Origin of the sequence: Biformimicrobium ophioploci, assembly GCF_030270605.1 — a bacterium.
Taxonomy (GTDB): domain Bacteria; phylum Pseudomonadota; class Gammaproteobacteria; order Pseudomonadales; family Cellvibrionaceae; genus Biformimicrobium; species Biformimicrobium ophioploci.
The window spans coordinates 175,488-190,377 of sequence record NZ_BSYJ01000006.1; the positions used below are offsets into that span (position 1 = coordinate 175,488).

Annotated in this window: 12 protein-coding genes; 4 read left to right on the plus strand and 8 right to left on the minus strand. The window is 59.1% G+C overall.

The window, feature by feature from the left end; all coding sequences use genetic code 11:
* Positions 1-29: 29 nt before the first annotated feature.
* The 4 genes from QSJ80_RS13945 to QSJ80_RS13960 all read right to left on the minus strand — a co-directional run bounded on the left by QSJ80_RS13945 (position 30) and on the right by QSJ80_RS13960 (position 6,731).
* Positions 30-1,256: an aminomethyl transferase family protein gene (locus QSJ80_RS13945; RefSeq protein ID WP_285765081.1), complete on the minus strand. Its 1,227-nt coding sequence runs from the start codon at positions 1,254-1,256 to the stop codon at positions 30-32.
* Positions 1,253-2,848, minus strand: coding sequence for a phytoene desaturase family protein (locus QSJ80_RS13950; protein ID WP_285765082.1), 1,596 nt, complete (start codon positions 2,846-2,848; stop codon positions 1,253-1,255). The genes QSJ80_RS13945 and QSJ80_RS13950 overlap by 4 nt, the downstream gene beginning before the upstream one ends.
* Positions 2,841-4,463 (minus strand): phytoene desaturase family protein, encoded by a 1,623-nt coding sequence (locus tag QSJ80_RS13955; RefSeq protein WP_285765083.1) that lies wholly within the window; start codon positions 4,461-4,463, stop codon positions 2,841-2,843. The genes QSJ80_RS13950 and QSJ80_RS13955 overlap by 8 nt, the downstream gene beginning before the upstream one ends.
* Before the next feature lie 201 nt (positions 4,464-4,664).
* Positions 4,665-6,731 (minus strand): LTA synthase family protein, encoded by a 2,067-nt coding sequence (locus QSJ80_RS13960; RefSeq protein WP_285765084.1) that lies wholly within the window; start codon positions 6,729-6,731, stop codon positions 4,665-4,667.
* 427 nt (positions 6,732-7,158) lie between these two features.
* Between QSJ80_RS13960 and QSJ80_RS13965 the strand changes: the two genes are divergently transcribed.
* Genes QSJ80_RS13965 through tcdA form a run of 3 tightly spaced genes read left to right on the plus strand, consistent with a single transcriptional unit; the run spans position 7,159 to position 9,859 of the window.
* On the plus strand, positions 7,159-8,421 hold the full coding sequence (locus QSJ80_RS13965) for a sialidase family protein (protein WP_285765085.1): 1,263 nt from the start codon (positions 7,159-7,161) through the stop codon (positions 8,419-8,421).
* Positions 8,418-9,041 (plus strand): hypothetical protein, encoded by a 624-nt coding sequence (locus QSJ80_RS13970; protein ID WP_285765086.1) that lies wholly within the window; start codon positions 8,418-8,420, stop codon positions 9,039-9,041. Before QSJ80_RS13965 ends, QSJ80_RS13970 begins: the two co-directional genes overlap by 4 nt.
* A 23-nt stretch (positions 9,042-9,064) precedes the next feature.
* On the plus strand, positions 9,065-9,859 hold the full coding sequence (tcdA, locus tag QSJ80_RS13975) for a tRNA cyclic N6-threonylcarbamoyladenosine(37) synthase TcdA (RefSeq protein ID WP_285765087.1): 795 nt from the start codon (positions 9,065-9,067) through the stop codon (positions 9,857-9,859).
* Here the strand turns inward: tcdA and QSJ80_RS13980 are convergent.
* Together QSJ80_RS13980 and QSJ80_RS13985 are read right to left on the minus strand one after the other, a co-directional pair.
* A complete protein-coding gene (locus QSJ80_RS13980) occupies positions 9,851-11,509 on the minus strand; it encodes an aminotransferase class V-fold PLP-dependent enzyme (protein WP_285765088.1) in 1,659 nt (552 codons plus the stop codon). The genes tcdA and QSJ80_RS13980 overlap by 9 nt on opposite strands.
* Entirely contained in the window at positions 11,510-12,355 is an 846-nt protein-coding gene (locus tag QSJ80_RS13985) for a TatD family hydrolase (RefSeq protein WP_285765089.1), read from the minus strand.
* A gap of 47 nt (positions 12,356-12,402) precedes the next feature.
* Here QSJ80_RS13985 and QSJ80_RS13990 point away from each other — a divergent pair, with 47 nt between their 5' ends.
* Complete coding sequence (locus tag QSJ80_RS13990; RefSeq protein WP_285765090.1) at positions 12,403-12,996, plus strand: LysE family translocator; 594 nt, start codon at positions 12,403-12,405, stop codon at positions 12,994-12,996.
* A gap of 84 nt (positions 12,997-13,080) precedes the next feature.
* Here the strand turns inward: QSJ80_RS13990 and QSJ80_RS13995 are convergent, their stop codons facing one another.
* Both QSJ80_RS13995 and QSJ80_RS14000 read right to left on the minus strand, forming a co-directional pair.
* Entirely contained in the window at positions 13,081-13,929 is an 849-nt protein-coding gene (locus QSJ80_RS13995) for an SDR family NAD(P)-dependent oxidoreductase (protein ID WP_285765091.1), read from the minus strand.
* Entirely contained in the window at positions 13,926-14,879 is a 954-nt protein-coding gene (locus QSJ80_RS14000) for an SDR family oxidoreductase (protein WP_285765092.1), read from the minus strand. Before QSJ80_RS14000 ends, QSJ80_RS13995 begins: the two co-directional genes overlap by 4 nt.
* Between the last annotated feature and the right edge of the window lie 11 nt (positions 14,880-14,890).

The following is a 14,890-nucleotide window of genomic DNA, read 5'->3' on the forward strand; positions in this document are numbered from 1 at the left end:
GCGAGCCCTTTGCGCCTTTTAAGCAGTGGCTAAACGTCTGCGGGCGGCGTGACGCGCTTGCGTTCCGGATTCCAGAATGGATCCTTGACGATCTCTGCCCTGGCCCATTTGCGGTGCCACTTGAGCTCCTTCTGGTAGAAGATCTCCACCCAGATATTGTTGTCGTTGATGCGCTTGGTCAGGTCCAGGCTCGCCAGTGCGACATTGGCCTTTGCCACCGGCGACCAGGCCGCAGACGACACTGCGCCAATGGTTTTGCCGCCCTTGCCGTTCATGACGTAGGCGTTGTGGGCCGGCTTGTTACCCTCGATATTCAACTTGACCAGGCGATAGCGAGAACCTTCCTGCTTCTCCCGCAGCAACGCGGTCCGGCCGGTGAAGCTTTCCTTGGAAAAATCCACCAACCAGCCAAGATCCAGCTCGAACGGCGACCGGTCATGATGCAGGCGTACACACTGGTTGGCCGGCACAAAATCCACACCGCCGAGGATGAAACCAGCCTCGATCCGTGCGAGCTCCAACGCATCACCGCCAATGGCGCGGATGCCGCGGTCCTTGCCGGCTTCGAACAACGCGTCCCAGAGCGCTTCGGCGCTATCGAAATCGATCCAGAGCTCATAGCCAAGGTCGCCGGTAAAACCGGTACGGGACACCATCAGTTTTGCGCCCCCGAAATCGAAATGCGTGAGCCCGAAGGGCTTCATGCCTTCGATCCCGGCCAACCCCATCGCCTTCAGGGTTGCGCAGGACGTCGGGCCCTGCACCGCCAGGCAGGCGATATTATTGGTTTCCTCACTGATCTCCACATCGAAGCCCAGCGCCGACAGCATCAACCAGTCGTACTGGCGCTCCTGTGCACACAACAGGTAGACACCCTGCTCCAGATGAAAGATGGTGCCGTCGTCAATGACCTTGCCCTGGTCGTTACACCAGACGGTGTAGCCGACCCTACCCGGCTTGATTTTGCGTACATCGCGGGTCACCAGGCGGTTCATGAAGGCTTCCGCATCTGGCCCGCCGATGCGGTACTTGCTCATGGGCGTCACATCAAAAACGCCGCAGCTGTTGCGCACCGCGAAATATTCCTGCTCCATGCATTCGATTTCGTCGGCAACCGTATATGCCTTCCAGCGGTGCCATTTATTGGTATTGGACAGCGCCACCTGCTTTTCATAAAACGGTGATCGCTTCACCAGCGCCTTGTAATGATCCCGCGGCGAATCTTCCGTCACCAGATCCTGCTCGGTATGGTTCATGCTACTGCCTCCGCGCGACCCTTTTTCTTGTTCTTCAAAACCGCGGCCGCGGCATTGTGGCCGGGCAGCCCGCTGACACCACCGCCCGGATGGCAACCCGCGCCGCAGAGGAACAGGCCATCCAGCGGCGTCGTGTACTGGGCAGCGCCATACAACGGCCGCAGCATCAACATCTGGTCCAGCGCCAGCTCACCGTGGTGCCAGTGCCCGCCAGTCGCACCGAACTGCGCTTCAATATCCGCGGGGGTCAGCAACTCGCTATCGACAACCAGCTCGGTGAAACCCGGCGCAAATCGCTCGACGCTTGCGATAACGCTGTCGATAAATGCCTTGCGCGCTTCCGCATCCCAACCGCCCTTCAGTGCATAAGGCACGTGGGGCAGTGCGATGGACATCACGTGATGCCCCTCCGGGGCGAGGCTCGGATCCGCCAGAGACGGAATTACCAGCTCTATCGCGGGCGAGTCGGAAACCTCCTCGTACTTGACCGGGTTGAATGCCAGCTCGACAAAATCACTGCTGCTCGCCACCAGCAGGCGATTGCGCAGCTGGCCCTCTTCGAGCCCGGTAAACTTCGGCAGGCCACGCAGGGCAAAATGCAGTTTCGCAGCCGTACCGCGATTGCGGATCCGGCTCACGCGGTTGGCAAAACCGGCCTCCAGTTTCGGCGCACCGAGGAGCTTGAGGAAGGTGGTTTTCGGATCGGCATTGGAGACAACGATGTCCGCATCAATGTCATCACCGCTCGCCAGGCGAACCCCTACTACGCACCCTTTTTCGGTCCTGATAGAACTCACCGGCGCAGCGGTGCGAACTTCCACTCCGTGCGCCTGCGCCGCGTTGGCGAGCGCCTGCATGACAGCCCCCATTCCACCTACCGGTAACTGCATATCCCCTTCCAGCTCGCCCATGAGGCGACAAAGATAGGTGAAAACCGTATTCGGTGAGCGCGGCCCGGTGAAAGAGCCCATAACCGCATCAAGGCTGATCATGCCCTTGAGCTTGTCTGAGGCAGGCCCCTCACCAAGGAACTCGTCCAGCACATCGTAAATATTGATGCCGGCGAGGCGCAGGAAGTCCCGCATTTCTTCTGTACCCAGGCCGAAACGCATATTCCAGCCCAGCTTTGCCAGTGCAACGGAATCCCTGAAACCCAGCGCAGCGACCCGCGGTGGCCGACGTCGCATCATCGGCTGCATCAACTCCGCATAGCTACGCAGTTTCTTCTTGAATGACGCGTAAGCCTCAATCTCTTCCGGGGACAACCCCTCTCCCGAAGCACTGTCGCGTCCAGCAGTGACGTGTGCGCCCTGCTCGTCCAGTATGACCGTTTCCAGGCAGTGCCCGCTGCGGTCCAGACCGTGATCCAGCAGCGCCAGCTCCTTGACGACCTGTGCACTCAGGCTGTGCAGGATGTGGGCGCCGGCCGATACCCGATACCCCTCACAAAATTCCCGTGTTCGCGCCATACCGCCCACTTCATCGGCCGCTTCCAGCAGCAGGACTTTCTTGCCGGCCTTGCCGAGGTATGCGGCACAAACGAGACCATTGTGGCCACCGCCAATAACGATGGCATCGTATTGTTTAGTCATCGCCGAAGTCCTCCGGCACAGTGTTGTCTCTTTTCAGGTCCGCGAGCATTTCCCGCGCGGCGTTTGCGCCCGGCGCGGCCATCACACCACCACCGGGGTGCGTGGAAGAGCCGCACATATACATGCCCTTCACCGGCCCGCGGTACTGCGCGTAACCCGGGAACGGCCGGTTGAACAGCAACTGGTCCAGCGTCAGCTCGCCCTGGAAAATATTGCCCTCGGTCAGGCCCACTTCCGCTTCGATTTCGCGCGGTGTACGCACTTCGGCGTGCAGGATCAGGTCTTTCAGGTCGGGGCTGTATTCCGCCATCTGGTCGATGACGGTATCGCCAAACGCCCTGACCTTATCGTCGGTCCAGTCACCATCCGCCAGCTTCGCCGGACAGTACTGCACGAACACCGACATCATGTGCTTGCCGGGCGGCGCCATGGTGGGATCCGTCAGGGTCGGGATCAACATATCGAGATACGGGTCACGGGACCACATGCCCGCCTTCCAGTCGTCGTAGGCACGTTCGATACGCTCCAGTGAATCACTGAAATGGAAATCACCCTTGTACAGCGGATTATCCTTGGACAAACCGGTAAAGGTTGGCAGGCCATCGAGTGCAATATTGAGCTTGCCGGAAGAGCCGCGGATCTTGAAATTGCGCGCCTTGTCGATCACCTGCGCAGGCAGGTCCTTCTCATCCATCAGCTTGAGGAAGGTGCGCTTGGCGTCCACATTGGAGACCACATTGTCCGCGCTGATTTCCGCACCGGACTCCAGCGCAACGCCCGTTACCCTGCCGTCTTTAACTAAAATACGCTCGACGCCATCACCGGTCAGGATCTCGCCACCAAATTCCCGCAGGGATCCCGCCAGCGCCTTGGCAATCGCCCCCATGCCACCGCGCGCGATGCCCCAGGTACCGATATTGCCGTCCACATCGCCCATATAGTGATGCAACAACACATAGGCCGTTCCCGGGGAGAACGGACCCAGGCCCGTGCCGATGATGCCGGAGCCGGAAAAGTGCGCCTTGACCAGGTCGCTCTCGAAGTAGTCGCCGAGGAACTCTGCCACCGACAGGGTAAAGAAGCGCATGAACTCGTAGATCTGCTCTTCGCCGAGGCCGTGGAACTTCTTCAGCAGGAAGGCCAGTTCACGCCAGTCCTTTGGGCGAAACGAGGTCGGGTCTGGCGGCGTGCGCATCAGGAACGGACGGATCAGGCGGCACCATTTCGCAGTATCTGCATGGTAGCGTTCCAGCGCATTGGCATCGCGCTTTGAGAAACGGGCAACTTCCCGGTACATCACTTCCGGATCCGGGTAGGAGCCCAGAAAATTCCCATCGCGGGTAAAGGTTACTGACCCTCCAAAAGGGGTAACCTGCAGGCCGTGCTTGGCCAGGTTGAGTTCGCGATATATTTCCGGCCTGAACAGGCTGCAGACATAAGAACAGTTGGAGTAGGTCCAGTTTTCGTAAAGCTCCCTCGAGACGGAAGCACCGCCGATATAGGGGTTCTTTTCTACTACCAGCACCTTGAGGCCGGATTTGGCCAGGAACGCTGCGTTGGTGAGGCCATTATGGCCAGCACCGATAACCAGCGCATCGTAATGCTGTTTACCCATAGGTTGATATCTCATTGCGGCGCCTTCACGGACATGGCGCTCTTTATTGGAAGGCACAGTTTCACTGAACCCACGGGAGAATTCAACAAGGGCAAAGAGTGTCCAAAATGTACCATTTGCCGGCATTCAAGCACCGACGGGAAGGTTCCACTGCGGTATGACACGGGTACAAAAAAAAGGGGCCTCAAGGCCCCTTTTAACTTATTCCGCAGCAGTGTCCTGCGTTTCGGCAACCCCGCCATGACGGGGGCTATTGTGGTAATGCAGATATTTGGTGGTTTCGTATATCCCTTTCGCCAGGCTCTGCAGGCGGGCCGCCTTTTCCGGGTAATCCCCGCTCACGTCCCGCTCCGGCGTATCGCTGTTCAGGTCATGCAGCTTGACCTCTGAAGCGTCATGCTTCATACGCAGCATGAAATCCTTGCTGATAGCACCGATGATCGGGAAGCGTCGATCCGCGGTCTGGGTGAACACGAACCGCTCCCCCTCCGGCGACGGCAGGTTCAGGTCGCGACCAAGGGTATTGTTCTCGTACGGCACACCTACCAGGCCCGCTATCGTGGGCATCACGTCCAGCAGGCTCGCGGCCTGCTCATCCACCCCTGCCTCCAGGTAATCCGGTGCGTGGATAAAGAACGGCACATGCAATCCGTCCAAATCCAGCTTCTCATAGAAAGGTGCCATATGCGGGGTGCTGGTGATGCGATTGTTGTGGTCACCAAAGAAAACGAAAATGGTGTTGTCGTAGTAACCACCCGCCTTTGCCATGTCAAAGAACTTGCCAATATTGAAGTCCAGCAGACGCACAGCATTGAACTGTTCGTTGTTGCGGAAACCCCACTGGTTCAACTCAGCCGCATCCACCTGAACGGTTTCAAACCCGTCATTGTCTTCCGGAATGGTAAACGGACGGTGGTTACCAGCGGTCTGGATGTAGGCAAAGAATGGCTTGCCTGCCTGGCGCTCACGGAATACGCGGTCCGCCGCCTTGAACAGCTCCAGATCGGAAATACCCCAGACATCCACGTTGGGCGCGTCGTAATCGCCCTCCTCATACATCTTGACATCGTCGATACTGAGCTTGATCAACGCACCCATGTTGGCCCAGCTGGAGCTGCCGCCGATGAGGTAATACTTATCGTGATCGGTCAGAGCATTGATGACTGTGCGCTGCTCGCTGATCAGCGGGTTACGCGTCGCGCTCTTGACCACGGTGACGTCCGGCAGCCCGGTGATACTGCCGAACACCGTCTTGGCGGTGCCCGAGATGGGCACATAGAAATTCGGGTAAAGCACCCCCTCGTTTGCAAGGGCGTCCAGATTCGGTGAAGGCGTCAGCGGATTACCGAACATGCCGAGGCGGCTGGCACCGAGGGATTCGAGCATGATCACTACGACATTCGGCTGCCTCTCACCCGCCTTGACTACCGCATGCTCCGCGGCCGGCATACGGCGCAGGTAATTCAGCTCTTCCGCGTCCGGGCTTTCAACGCCGAGGTATTCGGCAATCTGCGGGTAGTGTTTTTTGACTTCCGGGATCTGGTAGGGAAACTCGCGATACTGGAAAGAGTCATTGAAGTACAGAATCGGGTTCAGACCGATGGCGCCGAGGCTGGAATTGCCGGAATAGAACGCGTGGCTCCAGCGCAGCGGCACCGTACTGTAACGGCCGAAAGCCAGGGAAAAAGCAACCACGAACAACACAATGCTGCCCAGCACCATCTGCCGGCGGGCAATAGCGACCGGCACGCGCGCGAACAGGCGCTGCTGCACTTTTACCAGTAGCCATGTGAAAAATGCGGCACCGCCCAGCCAGGCAAGGGTGATCCAGACAACCGGGTAACTCTCCCACATCATCTGCCCGGAAATGGCAACGTCATCGACAAAGCGGATCACGCTGGAATCCATGCGAATACCGAGGTACACGTAATGGCCAAAGTCCACAAAGTACAGGAGCACAATCGCTACCAGAACCAGCCCCAGGTACAAGTTGGCAAGCCGGCGCAGCAACGTTGACGTGGCCAGGTTGAAGCGCGGCAGGATTGCCACAACTGCGAGCGGCAACACGATCAGGCAGGCCAGACGCCAGTCAAACCGGGTGCCGATAGAAAGCGTGTACCAGAGGTCCGCCGCCGGCACTTTTGCCAGGGCGGCATGATCGGCGAAGCCAAAGTAGAAAATGGCTCGCATCAGGGTGAAAAGGCCCAGCAGGATCGCCGTGGTTGCCAGCAGGTACTGCAGGCGTCTGGACTTGAACCAGTTAAACATGACCGTGAAGTTCCTTCGAATTACTGCGCTGCGCCCGGAAAGCCCGAAAAGACAGAGGCCAGCGGCGTCAAAATCTAGCCGCGGGATTATATAGAAAACTGCAAAAATTGCTCGCAATAACGCCAACCGGCCAAGGACAACTCGGTCATTTTTTGACCGAACATCAATCCACCGCTATAGTGCGCCTCAGACAATTGCAGGTATCGGTGAGGCGAGCAAAGCAGTCACCTCTCACTGCCCGGACGTCACCAGCCCGATCCCATGGAACCTCGCGGAAGTAGTCCGCAATTCGGCATAAATCCGAAGATTTATTTTTCTTCTGACTGTAAACTGCCGCCGCGTCACGCGCAGTACCCATAACTGAAAATAAAGACCTGCTGGAATTGTCAAAGCCGTGATCAGAAGTACACCATCATCGATACGTCGCTTGTTGACTCACCGTTCGCTCTCCCTGCTGGCCATCGCACTGGTGTTTGGCCTGGCTTTGCGTTCTTACCAGACGCCGACCGAACCGCGCTTCGCGCTGGATAGCGACACGGTTCCTGCAGCCCATGCGAGCCCGCTGTTTGAATCCGGGTTTGCCTCCGACGGCATCACCCAGCTGGTTCATGCGCCTGCAGTCGCCGAGACCGCGGAAGGCAAGCTACTCGCCGTATGGTTTGCCGGCTCCCGCGAGGGCGCAACCGATGTAAATATTTACGGGGCAACCTTTGAAAACGGGGAATGGTCCGAAGACCGCATCATCACTTCCCCGACGCTCGCCTCCCAATCCCTGAAGCGCTATATCAAAAAAGTGGGTAACCCGGTGATTGCCCGGGGCCCCGACGACCGCCTCTGGCTGACCTTTGTCACGGTCACTGCCGGCGGCTGGGCCACCAGCTCGATCAACCTGGCCATTTCCGACGACCACGGCGAGACCTGGAGCACGCCTCGCAAGCTGGTGACTTCACCGTTCCTGAATATCAGCACACTGGTAAAGGGCACCCCCCGTTTCTACGAAGACGGCTCCATGGCCCTGCCGATCTACCACGAGCTGATCGGTAAATTCGGCGAGCTGTTACGTGTTTCAACCGACGGCGAGATCCTTTCCAAGACACGCATTACCAGCGGCACCGATTCGCTGCAGCCAGTCGTCCTGCCGGGTGCGACCGATAACGCAATCGCCCTGCTGCGCCATTCCGGCAGCATCGACGAACGCGAGGTATTGCTTGCCCGCACCGATGACGGCGGCAAGACCTGGACAGAAGCGACCGGCACCGGCCTGCCGAATCCCAATGCCGCCATTGCAGCGACGCGCCTGCCCGATGGCCGCATCATGGCCGTGGCCAACGATACAGCCAAGGACCGTTTCCGCCTTGCGCTGATGGTGGCGGACGCAGATGGCACCAACTGGACAACAGTTCGCCACCTGGAGGATGACACCATCTTGCATCACTCTGGACTGAATGCGGACGACTACGGCATTATCATGGCCGATGCCCTTGCCGACGAAGGCGCCCCCGAGGACCGGATTGCGGCCAATGCGGAAGCAGCGGTGCACAGCCAATGCCGCCGGGTGTCATGCCGGTTCCAGTACGACTACCCGTACCTGATTCGCAGCGGCGATACCTTCCACTTGCTGTACACCTGGAACAAGACGTATATCAAGCACACACGCTTCAATATGGCGTGGCTGGAGTCACAAATATGAGCGCCGTACTGCCCCTCTCCCTGCTAACGTACTGGGCTGCGCTGACCGTGATGCTGCGCTTCCGGAAATACGATTACAACAAGCGCCTCGCGGCTTCCGTGGGATTGCTTCTGTTCCTCCTGATTCCCTTTAACGGTATCCCCGCATATCAGTATGTACGCGGCTATGTGGGTGATCTCAGCATCTCCACCAGCATCCTGATTTGCAGCGCGGCGCTGTTCCGACTGAGCGGCATTCGCCTGATCAGTGCCAGCAACTGCAAACTCACCCTGGCCGCTTTCTCAATCGCCGCAATCGCCTTCTATCCGGCGGCGCTCGGTGCAGGCCTGTTCGATCCCTATACTCTGGGTTACGCCTCACTCGGCATGCCGGCAGTACTCGGCATGATCGCGCTGGCCGCCTGGCTGGCAGGTGCATGGCCGTTGATGTGGTGCATTGTCGGTAGCGTCGCCGCTTTCCATTTCGGCATCCTGGAGTCCAGCAACCTCTGGGATTATCTGATGGACCCGCTGTTGTGCGGTTATGCGCTGACCCACACTATCCGGCACCTCATTCGCCTGGCTCGCGGGAAGCTGGCCAGCGACACACGTTCAGATACACAGGCAGGCTCCGCAATCTGATCCTGTCCAGACTCCGGCGGTAAATGATGCTCTCGGAAGAATACCTGCAAAGATTTGGTGGCATTGGCCGGCTCTATGGTGAAGCCGCCCTGCCCGCCCTGCACGCGGCACATATGCTGGTGGCAGGCATCGGCGGCGTCGGCACCTGGACCGCCGAGGCATTGGCCCGCAGCGGAGTCGGCCGCCTGACCCTGGTGGACCTGGACGATGTCTGCATCACCAATAGCAACCGCCAGGCGCACACCCTCGCCAGCACCATTGGCCACTCCAAAACTGAAGTCATGGCCGAGCGCCTGCGTGGCATCAACCCGGAAATTGAGGTGAACCTGGTAGACGACTTTGTCACGCCGGACAATGTCGGGGAGATACTGCAAGACGACATTCACCTCGTTGTGGACGCAGTGGATACGGCCAACGCCAAGGCGGCCCTGATCGCACACTGCAAGCGCCGCAAACTACCGCTGGTCTGCGTCGGTTCCGCCGGCGGCAAACGCGATCCGCGCCTGATCACCAGCGCGGATCTGGGCCGAACCACCAACGACCCGATGCTGGCAAAGGTCCGCAGCCTGCTTTATCGCAAGTACAACTTCCAGAAATCGTCGCGCCGCACCTTCGGTATCGATGCGGTGTACTCCACCGAGCAGATGGTATATCCACAACCTGACGGCCAGGTTTGCCAGCAAAAAGCGGCCATGCAGGATGGGGTAAAACTGGATTGCAGTGGCGGCTTTGGGGCGGCCACCATGATCACGGGAACCTTCGGTTTCGTTGCCGCTTCCCGCGCTATCGAGCGCTACCTGCAGAAGAACCTAACCTAGCGCCCGCTCCAGCAACGCGCGAAATCCGTTGCTGCGCGATTCACTCAGGTGGCGCTCAAAGCCGAGATCGGTGAAACGCTGCAGGATTTTTTCACGCATTTCGGGCTCTTGCCGGTAATCGCGCATCAGCACCAGCAATAACGCTGCCAGCCCCTTGACCACGCGGCTGTCGCTATCCACATAAACCTGTTTCCCATCTGGCGCTTCTGACACTTGCAGCCAGGCGTCAGACTCGCAGCCGCGCACCAGATTTTCCGGCGTACGCAACCACGGCTTTGGGGATATTGCCTTCGACCACTGCATCAATTCCCGATAGCGTGCCTGCCAGCCCCGGGCGCGCTCCAGTGTTTCTACAGACAATTCTTCAATCGAATCTTCCGGCCCTACTGCGATGGCGGAATCCGCAATCGTCGTACCTGCCCGGTTCGGCGGTATTGCCGCTTCCTGCTCCGCGACGAATTCAGCCACTGCCGCCACAAAGCGTTCTATATCCTGCGCGGAGTTATAACCAGCCACCGAGGCGCGTACCGAAGTCTGTACGCTGGCGAGCGTGTGCAGCGGCTGGGCACAGTGATGCCCTGCACGTACCGCGATATCGCGCTGGTCCAACCAGAGGCACAGGTCCGCTGCAGACCAATCCCCCGCCGGAGTAAAGGTCGCAATACCCAGGTTGTTTTGCGGAACGGTGAGCAAGCGCACGCCCTCTATTTGCCCCAGCCCCTTATGCATCTGCTCAACAAGCTTTTGCTCGTGTTCTCGCATTGCCTGGCGATCCACCTGAGCGAGGAACGTAAAGGCAACACCCAAACCGGCAATCGCCGCCAGTGAGGACGTACCTGGCTCAAACCTGTGCGGAGGACCGGCGTAGTCCGCATCATACAGGCCTGCCGAACGGATCATCTCACCACCACCCTGCCATGGTGGCAGGGTTTCCAATCGTTCGAGCTTGCCATAGAGCAGGCCTATTCCGCTCGGCCCGTAAAACTTGTGCGCCGAGCAGGCAAGGAAATCACAACCCAGGGCCTGCACATCAATATCGTCATGCGCCGCTAACTGTGCGCCGTCAACCACGAAAACAATCTCTTTGCCCGAAATGGCGTTGCGCACAGCGGCGAGGTCAGAGCGCAAGCCCAACGCATTGGAAGCCCCGGTCACGCTCACTACCCGGGTCCGGTCGCTGATCACCTCATCGATGCAGGAAAAATCCGGTATACCCAGCGCACCGGGTACGAAGCGCAAGACCAGGCCATAGCGTGCCGCCATCATCTGCCATGGCACCAGGTTGGCGTGGTGCTCAACGGCGGTCAGCACGATTTCATCCCCGGCCTGCAAGGATTGGCACAGGGAGCTGGCCAGCAGGTTCAGCGCTTCAGTCGCACCGCGACAAAATACGATTTCCCGGGCGCTACTCGTACCGAGAAAGTTCCGTGCGCGTGCCCGCGCACCCTCGATGACAGCGGTCGCTGCCCTTGCGAGGCGATGACTGGACCTGTGCGCATTGGCATTACTGGTTCGATAGAAGTCTGCAACCGCGTCAATTACAACAGCGGGCTTCTGCGTCGTGGCAGCATTATCGAGGTAAACGAGCGCACGATTTTCGGGCTGCTTGAAAAGCGGAAACTGTTCCTTGAATACAGTGGCATCAAACATTCAGGTATCTCTCCTATCTAGCCATTCCAGCCAATCCGGCCCGGTCAGCCCGAACAGGTCCCGGGCATTCTGCGTCGTTGTGCGGGCAATGCACTCAACGGATTCCTGTCGCAACTGGGCCAGCGCATCCAGCACCTGCGGTAGCATTTGCGGGCTGTTGCGCTGTCCCTGATGACCAGACAGCGGCATGGATGGTGCATCGGTTTCCAGCAACAGCGATTCAAGCGATACCGCAGCAACCGCCCGCCGGGTTTTCGCTGCCCGCTCGTAAGTGATGGTACCGCCTACCCCGAGCTTGAAACCCAGGTCGCAGTATTGCTGCGCAATTTCCTGGCTACCACTGAATGCGTGTATCACGCCGCCGCACTTGGGCCGATGCTGCTTCAGCAGGGCCAGCACGTCTGCGTGGCAGCGCACAACATGGATCACCAGTGGCAGGGCATAGATGTCCGCGATGCGCAGGTGCCACTCGAAAACCGGAATCTGCCGCTCGAGCGGGCAATCGATGGCGGCATCGAGCCCGCACTCGCCGATGGCCCTGAGGTGCCTTTCACCCGCAATTGCAGCAATGTCCGCCTGGAGCGCCTGCTCGTCGTAACCTGCGTCCAGTTGCGCCGCCACCCACCACGGATGCAGGCCCGCCGCGGCACAAAAGCCCGCATTCGAGCGCGCCAACTGCAGGGCCCGCGCCCACTGGGCGGGCTCAATGCCCGGTATCAACATACCGGCAAGCCCCTGCGCCCGGCACCGGTCCAGCACCTGTTGCCGATCCGCATCGAATTCGGGGAAGTCGAGGTGGCAGTGACTGTCGAACTGCGCCCAACCGCGGGTGTTTTCGTGGGTCATGATTCCCTGTATCGTCTCGCTTTCTTTCTCCGGTTCAGGATTCTAACGTGACTTACGAGTTACTGCTTGCCGTCGCCCTATTTGCATTCAGCACCAGCATAACGCCGGGGCCCAATAACATTATGGTCATGGCATCGGGCCTGAACCACGGGGTGGTGAAAAGCCTGCCCCATTTCCTCGGCATCATCATCGGCTTCCCCTCCATGATCGTACTGGTGGGACTGGGCCTCAGTTCGGTATTCGAGGCATACCCCCTGGTTCACGAGGTGATCCGCTGGGTAGGCATTGCATACCTGCTCTACCTGGCCTGGATTATCGCCAACACCCGGGCGATCGGTGATAGCGAGGCGCGCAAACCCATCAGCTTCCTGCAGGCCGCAGCTTTCCAATGGGTTAACCCGAAAGCATGGATTATGGTGGTGGGAGCACTTGCCGCCTTCTCCCAGCCGGGTACGGGCCTGTGGATGAGCGTTGCGATCATCGCGGCGGCCTTTATCTTGATTGGCGGCCCCTGCGTGGCTGCATGGATGCTGTTCGGGGTGGGACTCAAGCGCTACCTGAACGACCCGGCGCACCTTCGCAGGTTTAATATCGGCATGGCGATTCTGCTGGTGGCCTCCATCATTCCGATGGTGCTGTAGGACGCTCACAAAACGAAAAAGCCCGCAGGACTGCAGCGGGCTTTCGGATCAGGCACTAATTGGCAGAGGTAATATGAGCGGCGCTCATCCCTTTGACGCTTCGCTTCCCAAAGCCTCTCTGTTGGCCCGCGCAACGTCCAGTTCCACCTGGAAATTCCTGACCATCTGCTTCATAAACAGCTTCGGCCACAGGCGATAAAGCCAGGCCCCAAGCAATGTTTTGTCAGTTGGGAACAGACGTTCCTTGCCCGCAAGCCACGCACTGATGATCCGGTTCGCCATCCACTGCGGAGTCTGGACCTTACCCAGGGTGCTCTGCTTGTGTTTTGCCCGACCGCCGTCACCGCTGAGCGCATTGGCCTCGATATTGGTACGTACAAAGCTCGGGTACACCATCAGTACCTTGATACCGTCTTCGCGCACCTCCTCACGGAAAGTCTCGAAGTACTGATGCAGTGCACTCTTGGCAGCGCAGTATCCGGCACGCCCAAGTACCGGCATCCAGCCAGCCATGGAGCTGATATTGATGACGGTACCACCCGCAGCGGCAAGCGCCGCGTGCAGGCCCTGTGCGAGCTCTACTGGTGCATGGTAGTCAACCGCCATGACCCGGCGAATCACCGCATTGGAAGTCTGTGTCGATACACTGCGATGGGTAATGCCGGCGTTATTTACCAGCAGGTCAACGCTCGGGAAAGCCTCTTGCAATCCGGCTACCAGCTCCGCCACCTCCGCCTCGGAGGACAGGTCCGCGACAAACTCGGAGACCTCAAAGCCGTCCTGGCGCAAGACCGCTGCGTTTTTTGCCAGGCCTTCGCGATCAAAGTCCACCAGCCCGAAGTGTACCGCTTGGCCGTCAAATCGCTTTGCCAGTTCCTGCACCGTGGCCCAGCCGAGTCCGCTGGCGGCACCGGTTATGATAAACCCCTTCATGCCGCCTCCATGCCTGCCGGCTCAATGCCCAGGTTTTCCTCGGCAAAGTAGCGCAGCACCTCCTCAGAGGACTTGGCCGGTACATAACCCAGCTTTTCCTTGAGCTGCGTATTCAGCAGCACAGGGCGATACTGCAGGAAAATAATCTGGTCGGGTTTTACGTCGCTTTTGCCGAGCAGGTAGCGGAAACCCATGGCCAACTTGATCAGCCAGATGGGTGGTTTGCGCACCGGCTTGGACAGGATACGACCGATCTGGTCGGGCGTCAGGGCGCCGTCACCGGCCAGGTTGTACTCGCCTTCACCGTCATTCTCAACGCCGAACCTGATGGCATTGATCACGTCCTGGTCCCAGATAAACACAAACGGGGAGTTTGCACCCGCGGGATCCAGAATCGCCTTGCCGGAAAACAGGTTGGAGATGGTGCTGCGCGTATTCTTCCCCAGCACGGAACAGGGCCTGAATACCAGCTGCTTCAACTCCGGGTGCCGCCCACGGTAGTCCTGCAGCATCTCTTCCACAAGGCGCTTGTGATCCGAATAGAAGAATTCCGGGTTCCCGCGCAGCGGATGGCTTTCCTCCAGCCACGCCGGGTTATCCGGGTAATAGCCGTAGGCGGCGCCACTGCTGGTGACGGTGACATGCCCGACCCCACTGGCAAGGCACGCCTCCAGGACATTGCGGGTGCCGTCTACATCGATGCGGTAGTCACGTTCGCGGTCACGGCTGGGGGCAACCACGGAGGCCAGGTGCACCACGTGGGAAATCTTGTGCGCCTGCAACAGCGAAGCCAGCGAGGGGTCGCACACGTCCAGTTTCAGGATTTCAAACGGCGCCTCACGCACGGCGATATCGACACCGATCACGTACATATCCTGCGCCAGCAGGCTGCCGAGCTGATGACCCACATATCCGGCAGCGCCGGTAATCAGTACACGTTTTTCAGACATTGTTTTTCTAA

Excerpts from the sequence above, each read along its gene's own strand:
- QSJ80_RS13960 (WP_285765084.1), bottom strand. The coding sequence starts at position 6,731 with ATGTTTAACTGGTTCAAGTCCAGACGCCTGCAGTACCTGCTGGCAACC.
- QSJ80_RS14000 (WP_285765092.1), bottom strand. The coding sequence starts at position 14,879 with ATGTCTGAAAAACGTGTACTGATTACCGGCGCTGCCGGATATGTGGGT.
- QSJ80_RS13980 (WP_285765088.1), bottom strand. The coding sequence starts at position 11,509 with ATGTTTGATGCCACTGTATTCAAGGAACAGTTTCCGCTTTTCAAGCAG.
- QSJ80_RS13945 (WP_285765081.1), bottom strand. The coding sequence starts at position 1,256 with ATGAACCATACCGAGCAGGATCTGGTGACGGAAGATTCGCCGCGGGAT.
- tcdA (WP_285765087.1), top strand. The coding sequence starts at position 9,065 with ATGATGCTCTCGGAAGAATACCTGCAAAGATTTGGTGGCATTGGCCGG.
- QSJ80_RS13985 (WP_285765089.1), bottom strand. The coding sequence starts at position 12,355 with ATGACCCACGAAAACACCCGCGGTTGGGCGCAGTTCGACAGTCACTGC.
- QSJ80_RS13970 (WP_285765086.1), top strand. The coding sequence starts at position 8,418 with ATGAGCGCCGTACTGCCCCTCTCCCTGCTAACGTACTGGGCTGCGCTG.
- QSJ80_RS13950 (WP_285765082.1), bottom strand. The coding sequence starts at position 2,848 with ATGACTAAACAATACGATGCCATCGTTATTGGCGGTGGCCACAATGGT.
- QSJ80_RS13955 (WP_285765083.1), bottom strand. The coding sequence starts at position 4,463 with ATGGGTAAACAGCATTACGATGCGCTGGTTATCGGTGCTGGCCATAAT.
- QSJ80_RS13995 (WP_285765091.1), bottom strand. The coding sequence starts at position 13,929 with ATGAAGGGGTTTATCATAACCGGTGCCGCCAGCGGACTCGGCTGGGCC.